The sequence below is a fragment of the Xanthomonas sp. DAR 80977 genome (assembly GCF_041240605.1).
Lineage (GTDB): Bacteria > Pseudomonadota > Gammaproteobacteria > Xanthomonadales > Xanthomonadaceae > Xanthomonas_A > Xanthomonas_A bundabergensis.
Genome location: NZ_CP162487.1, coordinates 1,007,942 through 1,023,837 on the forward strand (window position 1 = coordinate 1,007,942; position 15,896 = coordinate 1,023,837).

Below are 15,896 nucleotides of genomic sequence, written 5' to 3' on the forward strand. Positions count from 1 at the left end.
TCCGGCCGACGCGATCGCGCGCCGCATGCGCCGCGCTGGGCATGGGGGGATTGGCAGCGCGATGGCCCGGGCGCGGTCGGCGTGGCCGATCGCGAGGCGGCGACAGTCCCGCGGGCCGCTCGTCGTTCGCCGCACACCGTATGCCGACGCCGGATCGGGTATAGAGGCCGATTGCCGAACGATGGAACTGCAATGACCGAGACCCTGCCGCGCGATGTCGTGGAGTTCTGGCGCAGCGCCGGCCGCGAGCGCTGGTTCGCCGCCAACGAGTCGTTCGATGCGAACGTGCGCCAGCATTTCCTGGACGCGCACCACGCCGCGGCGCGCGACGAGTACGCGGCGTGGATGGACGGCGCCGAGGGCGCGCTGGCGCTGCTGCTGTTGCTCGACCAGGTGCCGCGCAACGCCTTCCGCGGCAGCGCGCATGCCTACGCCACCGACGGCCTGGCCCGGCGCTACGCGCAATGGGCGCTGGCGGCCGGCTACGACCAGCAGGTGGAACCGGAACTGCGCATGTTCTTCTATCTGCCGTACGAGCACGCCGAGGATCCGGCCCTGCAGCGCGAGGCGGTGGAGCTGTTCAGTGCGCTCGGCGATGCCGACAGCCTGCAGTGGGCCACGCAGCACGAGGACATCATCCAGCGCTTCGGCCGCTTCCCGCATCGCAATGCGGCGCTGGGGCGGGAGAGCACGCAGGAAGAACAGCGCTTCCTGGACGAGGGCGGTTTCGCCGGGTGAAGGCCCGCGCGGACCCGCGCCGGTGGGTCAACGTCAGCGGGTTGGTCGTGATCGCTCTTGTGGGAGCGACTTCAGTCGCGACAGGCTTTACCGGGAAAGCCCGTCGCGACTGAAGTCGCTCCCACCATGTGTCGCCAGACGACAGATTCGGCGGCGCTCAGCAGCCGCCGACCAGGTCGTCTGTGCGCCACTCGCCATCGACCAGGCGCAGCAGCCAGAACCCATAGGTCTCGTAGCCGCCGTGCTGGAGCAGGAAATCGACGGTGCCGTCGGCGTCGATGTCGGCGAACTGCAGCAGCGCATAGCTGTTCTTGCGTCCTTCGCAGTCGTCGCAGCCGTAGTCGGCGATCTGCTTGCGCAGCCGCCAGCCGGCATCGCCGCGTTCCAGCACCGCCAGCAGGGTGGTCAGCTTGGGCGAGGCCCCGTCCGCGTTCGTCGCCGGCGCCGGGTCGTAGACGCTGGCGGTCACCAGCGCCACCTCGTGCCCCGGGCGCCTGGCATCGCCGATCACGGTCAGCGCCGGTTCCTCGCCGGCGGGCGGGGCGGCCAGGTGCGCCAGCAGCCGCTTCAGCGCCGCGGCCGGCAGGCGCTTGCGCAGCGCCGCATCGGCGCCGACGACCTGCAGCAGCGCGCGCCGCTGCGCGGCATCGGGGTCGCGGCGGGCGAAGCGCTGGCCGGGATTGAGGTCGAACGTGGCCAGCAGCGCGTCGCGGTCGAAGGTGGGGCCGTGCGCGGTCTTCAGGCGCACGCGCAGGTCGCCGCCGCACATGGTGTTGTCGTCGACCGAGAACGCCAGCGGTGTGGCCACGCCTTGCTCCGCGCCATCGGCGAACACCCGCAGCGGCGTCTTCAGCCCGCGCCACTTCGCCAGCTCGGTCTCGTCGGAAGGCGCATTGCGCACCGGAATGTAGCTCATCACCGTCGCCTCGTCCGAGACCGGGCTGACGTAGATCACCGCCGGCGGCAGTGCGGCCGGCGCGGCCGCGGCAGGAAGGGCGGCGAGGCCGATGAGTGCGGCGGCCCAGCAATGCAGCGTGCGTGCCATGTCGTCGTTTCCCCCGGGAAGCGCAAAATCCTATCGCAAAAAAAGCGGGCGACCCGCTGGATCGCCCGCCATGGTGCCGCTGCGGCGTACGCCGCTGGCTCAGTACTTGGCCACGCCGCTGTCGACGTCGTCGGCCCAGGCATCGATGCCGCCGACCACGTTGTGCACGCGGGTGAAGCCGAGCGCACGGAACTGTTCGGCGGCCTGCGCGCTGCGCCCGCCGTGGTGGCACAGGAACGCCAGCGCGGTGTCCTTCGGCAACGCTTCCAGCTGCGCGCGCTGGTCGCCGTCCAGGGTGCGGAACGGCACGTTCACCGAGGCGATCGCGCGCTCTTCCGGCGGGCGCACGTCCACCAGGATCAGGCCGCCGGCGCGCACCTGGTCGTCGGCGTCGCGCGGGCTCAGGTCCTGCACCGGCTTGGGCGCGTTCGGATTGTCGATCGCCAGGCCGCGGCCGCGCAGGTCGTCCACCCAGTCGATGGTGATGCCTTCGGCGCGGCGCGCGCTGGCCAGGTCGAACTGCACGCGCAGGCCGTTGGACTCGGCGGCGATGGCGTTGGGGTCGGTCGGCGCCAGCTGGAAGTTCGGCTGGAACTGCGCGTCGATCGCCAGCGCCAGGGTCGCGCCCGGGGCATCGGCCAGCGCGCCGCGCAGCATCTCCGCGGCGGCATCGGTGATGGTGATCGACGGCGGCGTGCGGTCCGGCGCTTCCACCCCGAGCAGTTCGCTCAGCTCGCCGCTGCCGGCCATCTGCAGGATGATGTCGCTGCCGCCGACCAGTTCGCCGTCCACGTACAGCTGCGGGATCGTCGGCCAGTCGCCGTAGGCCTTGATGCCTTCGCGGATGTCCTGGTCGGCGAGCACGTTGACGTGGGCGAAGTCGACGCCCAGTTCGTTCAGCGCGCCCACCGCCTTGGCGGAGAAACCGCACTGCGGCATGCTCGGCTGGCCTTTCATGAACAGCACGACGCGGTTGGAGCTGAGCAGCGTTTCGATGCGGGAACGCAGGGCGGGATCGAGGGACATGGCAGTGATTTCGGTCGCTGAGTCGGACCGGTCATTCTACGCCGCATGGCATCATGGGGCATGACAGTTCCGGAAACGCTGCATCGCATCCCCCGTCATCCCTACCGCTGGCTGCCCTGGGCGCTGGCCTCGCAGGCGCTGGTCGCGGCGGTCTGGTGGGCCTGGGGCTGGCGGATCGGGCTGCCGGCGCTGCTGGCCTCGCATGCGGCCCTGGTGTTGCCGGTGTTCCTGCCGCGGGCCTGGCTGTACGCGCCGGTGCTCAGCCGCCTGCCCGGCACCGCGCCGCAGGTGTGGCTGACCATCGACGACGGCCCCTCCGGCGACACCGCGCCGATCCTGGACCTGCTCGACCGCCACCAGGCCAAGGCCACCTTCTTCCTGGTCGGGGCACGCGCCGCCGCGCGCCCGGAGCTGGTGCGCGAGATCCTGCGCCGCGGCCACGGCATCGGCAACCACAGCCACACCCACCCGCAGGCCTGGTTCTGGGCGCTGGGGCCGCGGCGCATGGCGCGCGAGATCGGCCAGGCGCAGCAGGCGCTGGCCGCCATCGCCGGCACCGCGCCGCGCTGGTACCGCTCGGTGGTGGGCATGACCAACCCCTTCGTCGCCGCGCCGCTGCGCCGCCACGGCCTGACCCGGGTCGCCTGGAGCGCACGCGGCTTCGACGGCGTGAACTGCGATCCCGCCGCGACCGTGGAGCGCATCGCGCGCGACCTGGAACCCGGCGCGATCGTGCTGCTGCACGAAGGCGCGGCGCATGGGCACAACCCGGCGATCGTGGAGGGAGTGTTGCAGGCGATGCGCGAACGGGGCCTGGGCAGCGCATTGCCGGGCTAGCGGCGCAGCCGGTGCGATGGAATGCCCGCGCTGGGCAACCGCGCGGGGATGCCTGCGGCGCGGCAGCTGTGGACGGTCGGCGCTGGCCGGCGGCTCGCGCCCGCGCCAGGCTCAGCCGCCCTGGATGAGTCCGAACACGATCAGCGCGGCGATGCCGACCAGGGTCGCGATCGCGAAGATCAGGCCGAGCACGCCGTACAGCTTCCTGCGGTCGCGCTGGAACAGGCTGCCGATGCCGAGCGCCGCAGCGGCCAATTCGGCGAACACGCCGACCATCATCGCCATGCCGACCAGCATCGCCAGCGGCGAGTCGTCGTCCAGGCTGCCGGGCTGGGAATAGACCAGTGCCGCCGAGATGCCGACCAGGGCGAGCGTCAGCACGGCGGCGATCAGGCTGACCGCAAACGAGGCGATGCCGAGGCCGGAATAGGGTGGGAGCGTTGGGGATGTCATGGGTGTTCCGTTGAGGGGCGGGATCGTCCCGGCGCCGATGCGTGCAGGACAGCGGGGTGCGGCTCGTGGGCGCGGCGCCTGCCGCGTCGGCAGGCGATGCCATGGCAGCGATCAGGCATTTGGATCATGCCAGGCAGGTTCGCGCGCTCGCGCTGCGCACGGCTGCTGTCGATGCAGGCGTGGTCTGTTTCCATCCATGGAGTCCGAACGTTGGTGCGACGAGCGGGCGCGGCAGTATACGGCGTAGGGTGCGCCGATCCGCATGCTGTGCGCCGCAGAGACGGTGATTGTTCGCGCAGCGGCGCGACCGGCCAGTGCATGGCAGGAGCCGAATCCGATGCGACGGCCGCCGACGAAATTGGATCGAAAGGGATCAGCTGCGCGTGGCGGCCGTGCCGCTGGCATGCGTCTCGGGACTGGCGCTCGGCGCAGTGGCGACCGCTGGCGCCGTGCGCGCGGCTGCGCCCGACGTGGACGCGGGCGCGGGCGCGGGCGCGGTCGTCGTCGGCGGCGGCGAAGGCGGGATCGGCCGCGCGGCGCTGGCGATGCTGGCGTCCAGGGCGGTGCGGCGTTCGCGTTCGGCGGTCTGTTGGGCCTGCAGGCGGGCGGCGCGGGCCGCGCCGGGATCGGGGATGTCGGCGCTTGGATTGAGCGTCGCGCTGCGGATGCGATCGGCCTGCGCGGGCGCGGCCATCTGGTTGAGCGGCAAGTAGTCGCTGCGGAAGTTCAGTTCCACCGAGGAGGTGAGTTCCAGGTCGGTGTTCATTTCCTCGCTGCTCTGCGAGCGCTGGGTGGAGACGTAGCCGATGTTGTTCTCGATCTCCGCGCTCGCGCCCCATGGGCCCGCGCCGAAGCTGCCGGAGGCGCGGATGCGGTTCTGCAGGCTGAACTGGCTGCCGCGGTCTTCGTTGGCGGCGCTGTGGGTATCGATGTGGAAGCGCATCGCGGCGTTGATGCGGCCGCTGTCCACGACGATGCGCTGCATGCCCATGGCCACCATCGTCGCCAGCATCTGCTGGCGCTGCCGCGCCAGGTAGCGCCGCGCCAGCGGCACCAGTTGCTCCGGCGAGGAAGCGTCCAGCGGTTCTTCCGGGGCCATGCCCAAGGTGGCGCGCACGTCCTCTGCGTTGGGCATGGCGGCGCCGCTGCGCAGGCGCAGGCGGACCGCCGCGGCCTCGTCCGGGTCGGGCTCGTCGTCGGGGTCGGGCGTGTCGTACTCGATCGCCTCGGGGAAGTGGTCGGCCACCCATTGCCGCACCTGCGGCAGGCCGAACTGGGTGCGCTCGAAGCCGGCCGCGGACGCGGAGACCGCGCCGAGCAGCTCGACGTACTGCTGCATCTGCTGCGCGTTGGAGTCGAGCATGGCGCGGAACACGCCGTTGATGAGGTCGGTGACGAAGCGCGGGAACGAGACGGCGTTGAGCACGTTGCGGGTGGTGCCGGCGATGCGGTCGGCGGCGGCGCCGAACGGCTCGGCCTGCGCGTGCGCCAGCACCGGGGCGCGGCCGGCGATCTGGTGCTCGGCCTCGTGCTCCTCGCGGATCAGGTCGGCGGCCAGTGTCGAGACGCTCACCATCGAGCGCGCCAGCGCCTGCCGGTCGTTGGGCGCCAGCGCCTGGTAGTGCGGGCTGCGTTCGAGCACGTCGCGTACCGCGGCGCGCACCCAGGGCGGCGGTGCGGCAGCGGAGCCGGCGGTGGGCGCGGGCGGGGCGGCGACGGCGTTCATCGCTCACGCCGCGGCCGGCAGCGACACCGCCGGCGGCGCAGCGCCGCTGGCGTCGGCAGCCGGCGAAGCGGCCAGCCAGCGCTGTGCGGCGGTCATCACCGCCACGTCCTGCGCTTGCGCCGGGTCCAGCCGCAACGGCGCCGCGGGCGGCTGCGCGGCCAGCCACAGCAGCACGCTCTGGCCGGCACGGCCGCGTTCGGCCTGCGCCTGCAGGCCGCCGTCACGGCCGGCCGGCGCGGCGGCGGCCACCAGCGGCCACAGGCCGTCGACGCCGAACGCGGCCTGCAGGCGGCGGTCGCGCAGGAAGCCGAGCGCGGCGTTGAGGTTGTCGACGATCTCGCGCGCGGCCATGGCGGCCATCGCGTCGGTGCGCAGCGCCAGGAATTCGCCCAGGTCCTGCACGCCGATGCCCAGCGCCACGTCTTCGCGCAGGTCGCGGCCGTCGGCGGTGGCCACGATCGCCGTGCAGCAGTTGCGCATCAGCCGCTCGAACTGCGGCGCTTCGAATACCCGCCGGAAGATGGCCTCGCGCTCCTCGCGCTGCAGGCGTTCGCGGCGGCCGCGCCAGAAGTCGTTGAGCATCTGCGCGACCGGCCCCAGCGGCTGGGTGACGGCGCCGCTGGCGAACAGGCCGGCGATCTGTTCGGCGGCGGGCAGCACGCCGGCGCTTTCCAGCGCGCTGGCGAAATACAGCGGTGCGGCGGCCTGCAGCTGCGCGCGGTCCAGCGCGTTGGGCGCGCCGGGCGGCAGGTCGATGTCGCCCAGCTCGGCCAGCGCCTGCGCCAGGGCGTGCTCGCGCTGCGCCAGGGTCGCGCGCGCCAAGGCCAGCGCGTGCAGCAGCGGCGCATGCGGGTGGCAGTGCGGCAGGCGCAGGTCCGCCGGTGGCGCATGCAGGCGCATGGCCGCCGGCTCAGCCGCCCGCCGCGGCGGGTGCGGCCGCGGCGGCGCCGGCTGTGCCGCCGCGCGCGGTGGCCGGCGTGTTCGGATCGAACGGCAGGGCATTGCCCTGGATGCTGGCGATCATGCCGGGCGAGGCCAGTTTCTCCATCGGGAAGTAGTCGGACTTGAAGTTGACCCGCACCTCTCCGGTCAGCTTGGCCTTCATTTCCTGCTTGGATTCGGAGTCTTCGTTGACCGAGGACTGCACCGTGGTCATGTGCCGCTGCACGTTGGTGTTGGCGGTGCCGGCGGCGCCCCAGCCGAAGCCGACCGCCGCGGCGCTGGTGTTGCGGTTGTAGCTGGACTGGCTGTCGCGCAGCGAGGCGCCGGCCTGGCGGCTGGCCTGGTCGCTGGCGCGGAAGTCGAACACCACCTTGGCGTTGATCGCGCCGTCGGTGACCACGATGCGGTTGATGCCCAGCATCACCATCGACGACAGCAGCTGTTGCCGGCTGCGCGCCATCTGCAGCCGCGCGGCCTGCACCAGCCGCGTCTCCTGTTCCTCGTCGGACAGGTCGGTGACAGGTTTGGCCAGCTGCATCTCCTGGTTCATGCTGCCCAGCACGGCGTCGGCGCGGTCCTCGTTGCCGATCGCCAGGCGCGCGCCGTCGTCGCCGCTGTTGACCACCACGTCGCCGGGAAAGCGCTCGGCCAGCCAGCCGCGCGCGCTGTCCATGCTGATGTTGTCGGCGGCGAACTGGTCCACCGTCTGCGCCACCGACTTGAGCAGTTCGCCGTAGGCGTTCATCTGCTGGATCGAGGCATCGACGATGGCCTGGAACACGTTCTGGATCAGGCCGCCGACGAAGGCGGGAAAATCCACCGAGCCGACGTACTTCTTGAAGTTGTCGGCGCCTTGCTCCACCGAGCCGGCCTTGAAGTCGCTGCCGGCGAAGGTGCCGACCTTCTCCGAGGCCTTGGCCTTGGCGTCCTGCACCGGATCGGCCAGCGCGCGCGCCGGCGTGGCGTCCTGCGCCTTGGCCAGCACGCCGCCGCCGGGCGCCAGTTCCTGCCTGGCCAGGCCGTCCGGATTGGACATGTACGAGGCCACGCGCACCATGTTGCGCGCCAGTTCCTGTTGTTCGGCCATCGGCAGCTGGCGGAAGCCGGGCGAGGATTCGAGCAGGCGCCGCACCTGCGGGCGCACCGCGGCCAGGGTGTCGTCGTCGAGCCAGGCCGGCGCATGCGCCGCGGCGAAGGTGCGGGAGGTGGCGGCGTACATGGGCGGCGCTCCGGATCAGGTGGCGGGCGTCGGGGTCGCCGCCGGTGCCGGCGCCGCCGGCGCGCTCGCCGCGGCGGCGGGGCGGTTGGTCGCCAGCGACTTGACCATGCCCGGCTGCGCGTTCATCTGGATGGCGGCGATCGATTCGGGGTTGGCCAGTTTCTCCAGCGGCAGGTAGTCGCTCTTGAAGTTCACCTCCACCTGCCCGGCCAGGCTGGCCTTGGCTTGCAGCGAGGAATCGCTCTGCAGTTGCGAGGTGCTCATCATCTTGATGATCGGCTGCTCGGAATACTTGTAGTTGCCCTTGGCGTAGTAGCTGCCGTCCTGGCGGTCGACCGCGCCGTCGGCGCCGCGGGTGTAGCTGCCGCCCTCGCTCTTGTTGTCGTATTCGCCCTCGTAGCCGCGGGTTTTCTGCACGTTGCCGGCCGCGTCCTTCTGGTGGTCCATCTTGGTCGCGCTGTAGCGGTAGCGGCTGTTGTCGCGCGCCTGGAAGTCGTACATCACCTTGGCCGAGATGCGCCCGTCGGTGACCACGATGCGGTTGATGCCCAGCATCACCAGGGTGGCCAGCAGCTGCTGGCGGCCGGTGGCGATCTGGGTGCGCGCGGCCGGCACCAGCAGCGCTTCGACCAGGTCGTCGTTGAGCGAGGTGATCGGCTTGTCCAGCGGCAGCGACTGGTTGATGCGGTTGACCGCGGCGCGTTCGTCCACGTCGTCGCGCACCACCACCCGCGGCTGCTGCGCGCCGCCGCCTTCGTCGCCGAAGCCGCCCATGTCGCCGAAGCCGTCGCCGCCCATCTGCAACTGGAAGATGTCCGGGAACTGCTCCACCAGATGGTCGCGGCCCTGGTTCTGCGTGGTGTTGTCGTCGCGGAACTGGTTCAGGCTCTTGGAGACGTCGGCGACCAGCTTGGCGTAGGCCTCCATCTGCTCGATCGAGGAGGTGACGATCGAATGGAACACGCCGTTGATCAGGCCGCTGACGAAGGTGGGGAAGTTCACCGCGTCCATCAGTGCGCCGGCCTGCTGCACGCCGGTGCGCAGCGCCTGGCCGAATTCGGGCTGCTTGTCCTGCGCCAGCGGCGTGTCGTCGCCTTCGGCCATCGCCCGCACCTGCGGGCTCTGCCGCTTCAGGCGCACGCCGTCGGGCTCGGCCAGGTAGCTGCCGATCTGCACCAGCCCCTTGGCCAGGGTCTCGCGCTTGTCCGCCGGCAGTTCGTTGAACGATTGGCTGCGCTCGAGCAGGTCGCGCACCGCCAGGCGCGCGGCCTCGTGGGTCTCGCGGCTGGCGGGTGCGGCCGCGGCGCGGGCGGCGGGCACGGATCGGGGAAAGATGGAGGACATGGGAGCGCTCCGGTGGCGAGGCGATTCGGGTCGGAAGGGCGGGCGTGCAGGGCGCGGCAGCCTGGCGCTGCTGCCGCTGTGCGGGTGGGCTGGGCGGCGGTCACTGCAGGGCGCGCGCCTCCTCGATGGCTTCGCGCATCTCGAATTCGATCGGGCGCACGTACAGGCTGATGCGCGCCGGCGAGGCCGGGGTGACGCGGATGCTGAGCACCGAGAAATGGCCTTGCTCGCCGGCGTCGTCCATGCCGAACGCGTCCAGCCAGCGCGACAGCGCGGCCAGCTGCCGCGGCCGTTCGGCCAGGCCGAGCTTGAGCAGGTCGAGGAAGCGCGCGGGCAGGTCGGGGATCGCCGCCAGCAGGATCTCCAGTTTCAGTTCCGCGCCCTCGCCGGTGTCGCGGATGCCGACCAGCACCGCCCCCGGCGGCAGTTCGAAGCGCCCGCCCAGGGCCACGCCGACGATGCGCATCAGGCTCGGCAACTGGTGGCCGATGCCGAGCCGGTTCATCAGCGGGCCCAGCGCGTTCACCGCCAGCGCGCCGCGGTGCAGGAAGGTCACCCGCTGGCTGCCGGTGTCGCGCTTGCAGCCGATCGAGGTGAAGATCGGCATCAGTCCGGGCATCTCGGCGACCACCTGCCGGGTCAGCCGCGCCAGCCCCGGCGCCAGCGCGTCGATCTGGGTGGGCAGCAGCTCGTAGTAGATCTTGGTCGCGTACAGGCCGTCGCGGTCGAAGGCGCTGCCGAACCAGGCGCCGTAGTTCATCCAGCTCATGCCGCCGAAGCCGCGCCATTCCTCGCTGCGCGCGTCGAACCAGCGCAGCGCGTCGTTGCCGAAGATCGGCGCGACCAGCCGGCGCATCTCGCGGGTGGCCTCGTCGCGGCGCGCGACCGGCGCCGCGTCCGGGCCGAGCGGCTCGATGGTGAAGCGCAGCGTGTTCGGCTCGGTCTCGGAGAACGACGGTTCGTACGGCACCGCGCCCGGCGCCAGAGAGTTGCGCGCGTACGACACGTCGTCGTCGGGCAGGTAGAACGCGCGGTCGATCAGGCCATCGACGTAGGGCATCGGATCGCGCGTGCCCAGCGCGTGGGCGGCGGCGCGCAGCGAATGCTTGACCAGGTTCTTGACCGGTTGCGGGCGGTTGTCGGGGATCGGCATGGCGGCGCTCCTACATGCCCGGCAGGCTGACGCCGGCCTGGTTGAGCAGGTCGCGCGCGGCCTGCGGGATCTCGATCGGGCGGCTGGTGATCACCGGCGACTCCACCGACTGCGAGTACTGCTCGATGCTGGCGTCCTGCACCCCGCCGACCGCCAGCCACTGCTCGCAGGCCTGCACCAGGTCCCAGTCGGTGGGATCCACGGTGGGCTGGTCGCTGCCGCGCAGCTGCGGATTGGTCAGCGCGTTGATCGAGATCACCTCGCCGTAGCGGCTGCCCAGGCGCTGGTGGTTGTTGGCGATCCAGCGGATGATCACCGCGCCGGCGCGGGCCTGGGTGCGGAAGCGGTTGGTGTTGCGCGCCCCGCCCAGGTAGTTGGCGTTGACCTGGTCGATCACCTGCCACATGTCGCGCGCGCCGAACGAGCCGCGCACTTCGCTGTCGCTGAGCAGGTCGCGGTATTCCAGGATCATCTGCTGCAGTTCGGTGGCGGCGAAGTAGGCGATGCCGTAGCCGCTGCGCGACATGCTGGCGCCGAGGTCGCGCGCGGCCTTGCGCACCTGTTCCTGCGACACCGCGACCGGGATGTTGGTGCGCAGCATGCGGTCCACGCTGAGCTGGCGCCCGAACGCGGACACCGCCGAGATGAAGCGCAGCCACAGTTCGTTGAACTCGCGGTTGGGCTCGTTGCCGTTGGGATCGCCGCCGGGCGCGCCGAAGCAGCGCATGTACAGGTCGCGGCGCTCGCCTTCGGTGATGCGCTCGGCGGCGGTCTTGTAGTAGCGGAACAAATAGTCGCCGGCCTTGCCGCGGCCCAGCGGCAGCAGGCCGCTGCGGAACAGTTCGACGATGCGCTCGACCACCTGCGGCATGCGCGTCTCCTCGAGCATGTAGGCGAAGTAGATCGCCTGCACCGCGTTGAGGTTCTCGCGCACGATCTCCACGTCGGTGGCTTCGTCCAGGTCCGGCAGGATGATCTCCATCGCCGACGGCGGCGCGCCGGCGACCACCCCGGTCTGCATCTCGTAGCCGTTGTGCAGGTGGCTGGCCAGCCAGGCGTTGTCGGCGTCGATGCCGTTGCTGGCCAGGCGCCGCACGGTGGCGGCGAGGTTGCGCGTGCTCAGCGCGCAGACCTCGTCGTCGGCGCTCGGGCGGAACTGGGTGTCGGTGCTGTAGCGGTCGCGCCGGTCTTCCGGGTTGTCGTTGGGCCATTCGCAGCCGACGATGTCGGCATCGATCGCGCCGCCGGCGATCTGCGATTTCAGCGTGACCTTGTACAGCGGCGCCAGCAGCGTGTAGGCCGCATCGAACAGCGCGCGGTTCTGCCGGTATTCGCCCTGGGCGACGCTGAGCCGCTGCACGAAGCCCTTCAGCGAGGCGTCGGTATAGCCGTCCAGCTGCATCAGCCCGCAGATGCCGAGGATCTCGCGCTCGTCGCCGCCCAGGGCCCCGCGCAGCTTCTCCGGCGTGCGCTGCGAACCGACCAGGCCGTACTTGTGCACGTTCTCTTGGTTCTTTTCCAGCTCGTCCCAGGGCTTTTGCTGCTGGGTGGCGGCGACCAGCCGGTAGAACGGGTCGATGGTCACGTCGCTGGCCAGGCTGGCCTTGATCTGCGCCAGTTCGGCGCTCTGCCGCGCGTTCAGGCCGCCGCTGGTGTCGGCGGTCTTGTCGAGGGTTTCCAGGACCTGGCGGCGGGCGCGCAGTTCCTGGCGCTTCTTGGTTTCGCGTTCGCCAAGATCGACCAGCAGGATTCGGTTCATGGGTGCTGCTCCGTTTGCGGAAGGAGGGTCTTGCTGCGAGGCCGCGGCCTCTTTCTGTTCGGCGGCGGCCTGCGCGTTGCGTTTGGCGGCGCGCCGCTGGGCGGCTCGGGCCTTGCTGGCGAGGGCCTTGGCGGCCGCATCGGCGGCGGCCTGTTTGCGTGGGGCGGGCTTGCGGGGTGCTGTGGCCATCGGGGTGTCCTCGGCAGCGTCTGGGGGATCAGGCCGCGACAGGCGCGGAGGGAAGGGAAGCGATCTCGGGTTCCAGCTCTTCGCCGGCCTCGCGCATCTGCGCATCGATGCTGGCGTCGAGCGCATGCAGCGCGGCCTGCGCATCGACCACGCCGCTGCCGCAATCGCTGACCCCGGCGGCGGCGAACGGGCGTGCGCTGGCGTGCAGCAGGCGCCGCGCCAGGTGGCTGTCCAGCGGCCAGGCGCGGCGTTGCGCGCGCGCCACCATCAGGCCGCACACGGCGGCGACGAACGGCGCGGCGAAACTGGTGCCGGAGGCGACCTGGTAGCCTTCCAGCGCGCAGGTGCGGATGTCGCGGCCCGGCGCGCACAGCGCCACGTGCGCGCCGCGGGTGCTGAACGCGGCCGGGACCAGGCCGGGATCGACCGCGCCCACCGCGATCACGCCGTCGTGCGCAGCCGGATAGAAGCGTTCGTTCAGTCCGGAATTGCCGCTGGCCGCGACCAGCACCACGCCGCGCGCCAGCGCGTAGCGCACGGTTTCCTCGTGCGGCCTGGGCGCGTCGGCCAGCAACGCCGACTCCGGCGTGCCGAAGCTCATGTTGATGACCTTGACCCCCAGGTCGATCAGCCGCTTCATGCCGGCATCGATGTTGTCCAGCGCGCCCACGCCGACGCGGCGGTCGCCGCTGCCCAGCGCGGCGCCGAGCACCCGCACCGGGGTCAGCCCGCAGGCGCCGGCGCTGCCGGCCGGCAGGTGGCGGCCATTGGCGACCAGGATCGCGGCGCAGCCGCTGCCGTGGCCGACCTCGTCCTGCGGCCGCTCGCCGCTGCGGCGGAAGTCGCCGACCAGGGCCAGGCCGCCGACGCTGTCCGGATCCAGGTCGACGCTGTCGAAGCCGGCGCGCAGGCGCCCGGCCAGTTCCGGGTGCTGCAGGGCGACGCCGGTGTCGGCCAGGCCGATCACCACCGCCGGATCGCCCGGTTCCAGGCGCAGCGCCTGCGGCAGCCGCATCGCCTCGCGCGCCCAGGCATCGTGCGCGGGCGCGGCGTCGCGCTCGCCGGCCTCGCGCGCAGCGAACGGCAGGCCGCACAGGTGGTCGGCGCCGACCCGTTCCACCATCGGCAGTTCCGCCAGCGCGCGCAGCAGCGCCGGCAGGCGCTCGCCGTCGCGCAGGTCGATGCGCAGCACCCGCGCCACGCCGCTGAGCTGCTCGGCCTCGTCGAAGCGGCGCGCGCCGCTGGCGCGGCTGTCGCTGCGGCGCAGGCGCGCGCTGTGCAGGCGCGCGGCGCGGAAGGCGCCGCCGTGGTGGCGCAGCAGCCGGTCGATGGCGCCGCGGTCCACGTATTCGCCCATCGCCGCGCCGTAGCCGCGCACCGCGCGCAGCCCGGGCAGGTGCTCGGGCATCTCGCCCAGCCTGAGCGTCAGCAGCAGCCGGCGCGGCACCAGCAGGGGCCGATGCGCTGCGTTCATGGCGCCACCCATTGCCCGAGTTCGCCGCTGCGCAGCGGCACCCGCGCGATCTCGCCGTCGCCGAAGTCGAGCTCGGCCTCGCAGCCCAGTTGCGAGGCCAGCGGCGCCAGCACCATGCGCCCGTCCTCGGCGGCGCTCACCGGCACCGCCAGGCCCGCGGCATGCACCCGCGGCAGCCGCGCCGCGCGCAGGCCCGGCGCGCTCAGGTGCACGCGCGGCGCCGGCGTCTCGCCATCGGCGGCGCCGTCGTCGATGCGGGTCACGCGCGGCGCGGCCGCCTTCAGCAGCGCCTGCTGCAGGCGGTTGATCGGCATCCGCGACAGCCGCGCGATCACGTCGGTGCCGGCGCTGTCCTTCAGTTCGTTGAGCTGGGTGATGGTGCGCACGCCGATGCGCTCGAGCTGGCGTTGCTCCTCGCTGGAGATCTGGTCGCCGAGCGCGGCCTTGAGCCCGAAGCCGGCATCCTCGGCGCGGAAATCCATCGCGTTCTCCTCGATCATCGGCTTGGTGATCGTGGTCAGCGACAGGCGGATGGTGCTGGCTTCGCTCTCGCCGGGGCCGGCCGGACGCAGGTACACGTCGTCGTCGATCATCTGCACGAAGGCGCGGATGTCCAGGGCCACGTCCTTGACCGCGAAGGTCAGCGGCAGCTTGCCGACCCGCGCCTTGATGGTCATCGCCGCCTGCGCCTTGTCCAGCTGTTCGGTCAGCGCCTGGATGAACAGGTCGAACGGCACGCCGGCGTTCTGCAGCAGTGGGGGCAGTTGCGCGCTCATGCGGCGTCTCCGATGCTCCAGCACAGGCGCAGCTTCGACGGCGCCGCCAGCCATGCGTCGACCGTGCGGCTGCGCGCCACGTCGGCCAGCAACCGGCAGCCGCCGTCGCGCAGGACCGGGCGAAGGTCCAGCGGCAGGGTCATCTCCACCTGGGTCAGCTGCAGCCCGGCGCGCGCTTCCACCGCCAGCAGGCCGTCGTGCAGTTCGCCCAGCAGTTGCGACAGTTCGCGCAGCATCACGGTGCTCCTTCGGCGGCAGGACGCGGCAGGGCGGCGGGGGCCGCGGCGGCGGCCGGCGGGCCGAGCGTGGGCGAGTGGCGCTGCACCAGGGCGATCTTGGCGGCATCGGCCAGGCGCTCCAGCGGCAGGGTCTCGCTGACGAAATTGAGCTTGACCTCGCCGTACAGGTCGGCGCGCACGTTGGATTCGTTCTGCGCGTTGACCTGCACCGTGGAGACCATGGTCGAGGCCTGCGCGGTCTGCGTGGCCGAGCCGCGCGCGCCCCATTTGTCCAGTTGCGCCGGATCGCTGCTGGTCGCGTAGCCGACCTTGGCCGCGTCCTGCGCGGCGGCGCGGAACATCACCTTGCTGCTGATGCTGCCGTCGCGCACCACCACCCGGTTCATGCCCAGCAACACCATCGTCGCCAACAGTTGCTGGCGCTCGCCGCCGACCTTGAGCCGCACCTGCGGCAGCACGGTGTTCTCCAGCAGCTCGGCGGTCAGCTCCTCGTCCTCCACGCCGTAGGCCGCCAGCCACGCCGGGCGCAGGCCCTCGCTGCGCGGCAGCAGCTGCGGCTGGGTGCGCGCGCCGCCGTCCGGCAGCAGCAGCTGCACGTCGCCGGGGTAGTGCGCGGCCAGCCAGTCGCGGGCCTGGTTCGGGGTGACGTTCTCCTCGGTGAACTGGTCCACGGTCTTGGCCACCGCCGCGACCATGCTCGAATAGCTTTCCATCTGCCGGATCGAGGCATCGACGATGGCGTCGAAGGTGCCGTGCACCAGCTGCGCGACGAAGCCGGGGAAATCCACTTCGTTGACCATCGCACCGGTGCGCTGGGCGATGCTCTCGGTGGCCTGCGGCTTGACCGTGGCCGGGGCCGGTGCCTGCGTCGGCGCCGCGGCCGCCGGCGCCGCCTCGGCCAGCGCACGCGCCGCCGGCACGCTGGCGCGTGGCGGGAAGATGCGGCTGCCGGGGCGGGCGCTGGCGTTCATCGGGC

General features: G+C 71.9%; 15 protein-coding genes. 2 read left to right on the forward strand and 13 right to left on the reverse strand.

Annotated elements, in window-relative coordinates:
* Positions 1-192 precede the first annotated feature (192 nt).
* On the forward strand, positions 193-738 hold the full coding sequence (locus tag AB3X10_RS04335) for a DUF924 family protein (protein ID WP_369979372.1): 546 nt from the start codon (positions 193-195) through the stop codon (positions 736-738).
* 157 nt (positions 739-895) lie between these two features.
* Here the strand turns inward: AB3X10_RS04335 and AB3X10_RS04340 are convergent, their stop codons facing one another.
* The gene (locus AB3X10_RS04340) at positions 896-1,783 is read right to left on the reverse strand and encodes a hypothetical protein (protein WP_369979374.1); all 888 of its coding nucleotides are present in this window, start codon (positions 1,781-1,783) and stop codon (positions 896-898) included.
* Between the two features lie 99 nt (positions 1,784-1,882).
* On the reverse strand, positions 1,883-2,809 hold the full coding sequence (grxD, locus tag AB3X10_RS04345) for a Grx4 family monothiol glutaredoxin (RefSeq protein ID WP_369979376.1): 927 nt from the start codon (positions 2,807-2,809) through the stop codon (positions 1,883-1,885).
* A gap of 45 nt (positions 2,810-2,854) precedes the next feature.
* Here grxD and AB3X10_RS04350 point away from each other — a divergent pair, with 45 nt between their 5' ends.
* On the forward strand, positions 2,855-3,646 hold the full coding sequence (locus tag AB3X10_RS04350; RefSeq protein ID WP_369979378.1) for a polysaccharide deacetylase family protein: 792 nt from the start codon (positions 2,855-2,857) through the stop codon (positions 3,644-3,646).
* A 111-nt stretch (positions 3,647-3,757) separates the two neighbouring features.
* Here the strand turns inward: AB3X10_RS04350 and AB3X10_RS04355 are convergent, their stop codons facing one another.
* The 11 genes from AB3X10_RS04355 to AB3X10_RS04405 form a co-directional block, all read right to left on the reverse strand.
* Entirely contained in the window at positions 3,758-4,099 is a 342-nt protein-coding gene (locus AB3X10_RS04355) for a hypothetical protein (RefSeq protein WP_369979380.1), read from the reverse strand.
* Between the two features lie 373 nt (positions 4,100-4,472).
* A complete protein-coding gene (locus tag AB3X10_RS04360; protein WP_369979382.1) occupies positions 4,473-5,825 on the reverse strand; it encodes a hypothetical protein in 1,353 nt (450 codons plus the stop codon).
* Between the two features lie 3 nt (positions 5,826-5,828).
* Positions 5,829-6,725: a hypothetical protein gene (locus AB3X10_RS04365; protein ID WP_369979384.1), complete on the reverse strand. Its 897-nt coding sequence runs from the start codon at positions 6,723-6,725 to the stop codon at positions 5,829-5,831.
* A 10-nt stretch (positions 6,726-6,735) separates the two neighbouring features.
* Positions 6,736-7,986: a hypothetical protein gene (locus AB3X10_RS04370; protein WP_369979386.1), complete on the reverse strand. Its 1,251-nt coding sequence runs from the start codon at positions 7,984-7,986 to the stop codon at positions 6,736-6,738.
* A 15-nt stretch (positions 7,987-8,001) separates the two neighbouring features.
* A complete protein-coding gene (locus AB3X10_RS04375) occupies positions 8,002-9,330 on the reverse strand; it encodes a hypothetical protein (RefSeq protein WP_369979388.1) in 1,329 nt (442 codons plus the stop codon).
* Positions 9,331-9,430: 100 nt separating this feature from the next.
* Complete coding sequence (locus tag AB3X10_RS04380; RefSeq protein ID WP_369979390.1) at positions 9,431-10,483, reverse strand: hypothetical protein; 1,053 nt, start codon at positions 10,481-10,483, stop codon at positions 9,431-9,433.
* A gap of 10 nt (positions 10,484-10,493) precedes the next feature.
* Positions 10,494-12,242: a hypothetical protein gene (locus AB3X10_RS04385; protein ID WP_369979392.1), complete on the reverse strand. Its 1,749-nt coding sequence runs from the start codon at positions 12,240-12,242 to the stop codon at positions 10,494-10,496.
* 217 nt (positions 12,243-12,459) lie between these two features.
* Positions 12,460-13,905, reverse strand: a complete 1,446-nt coding sequence (locus AB3X10_RS04390) for a S8 family peptidase (protein WP_369979394.1) — start codon at positions 13,903-13,905, stop codon at positions 12,460-12,462.
* Complete coding sequence (locus tag AB3X10_RS04395; protein WP_369979396.1) at positions 13,902-14,681, reverse strand: hypothetical protein; 780 nt, start codon at positions 14,679-14,681, stop codon at positions 13,902-13,904. Before AB3X10_RS04395 ends, AB3X10_RS04390 begins: the two co-directional genes overlap by 4 nt.
* Positions 14,678-14,917 (reverse strand): hypothetical protein, encoded by a 240-nt coding sequence (locus tag AB3X10_RS04400; RefSeq protein ID WP_369979398.1) that lies wholly within the window; start codon positions 14,915-14,917, stop codon positions 14,678-14,680. The genes AB3X10_RS04395 and AB3X10_RS04400 overlap by 4 nt, the downstream gene beginning before the upstream one ends.
* Positions 14,917-15,891, reverse strand: a complete 975-nt coding sequence (locus AB3X10_RS04405) for a hypothetical protein (protein WP_369979399.1) — start codon at positions 15,889-15,891, stop codon at positions 14,917-14,919. The genes AB3X10_RS04400 and AB3X10_RS04405 overlap by 1 nt, the downstream gene beginning before the upstream one ends.
* Positions 15,892-15,896 lie beyond the last annotated feature (5 nt).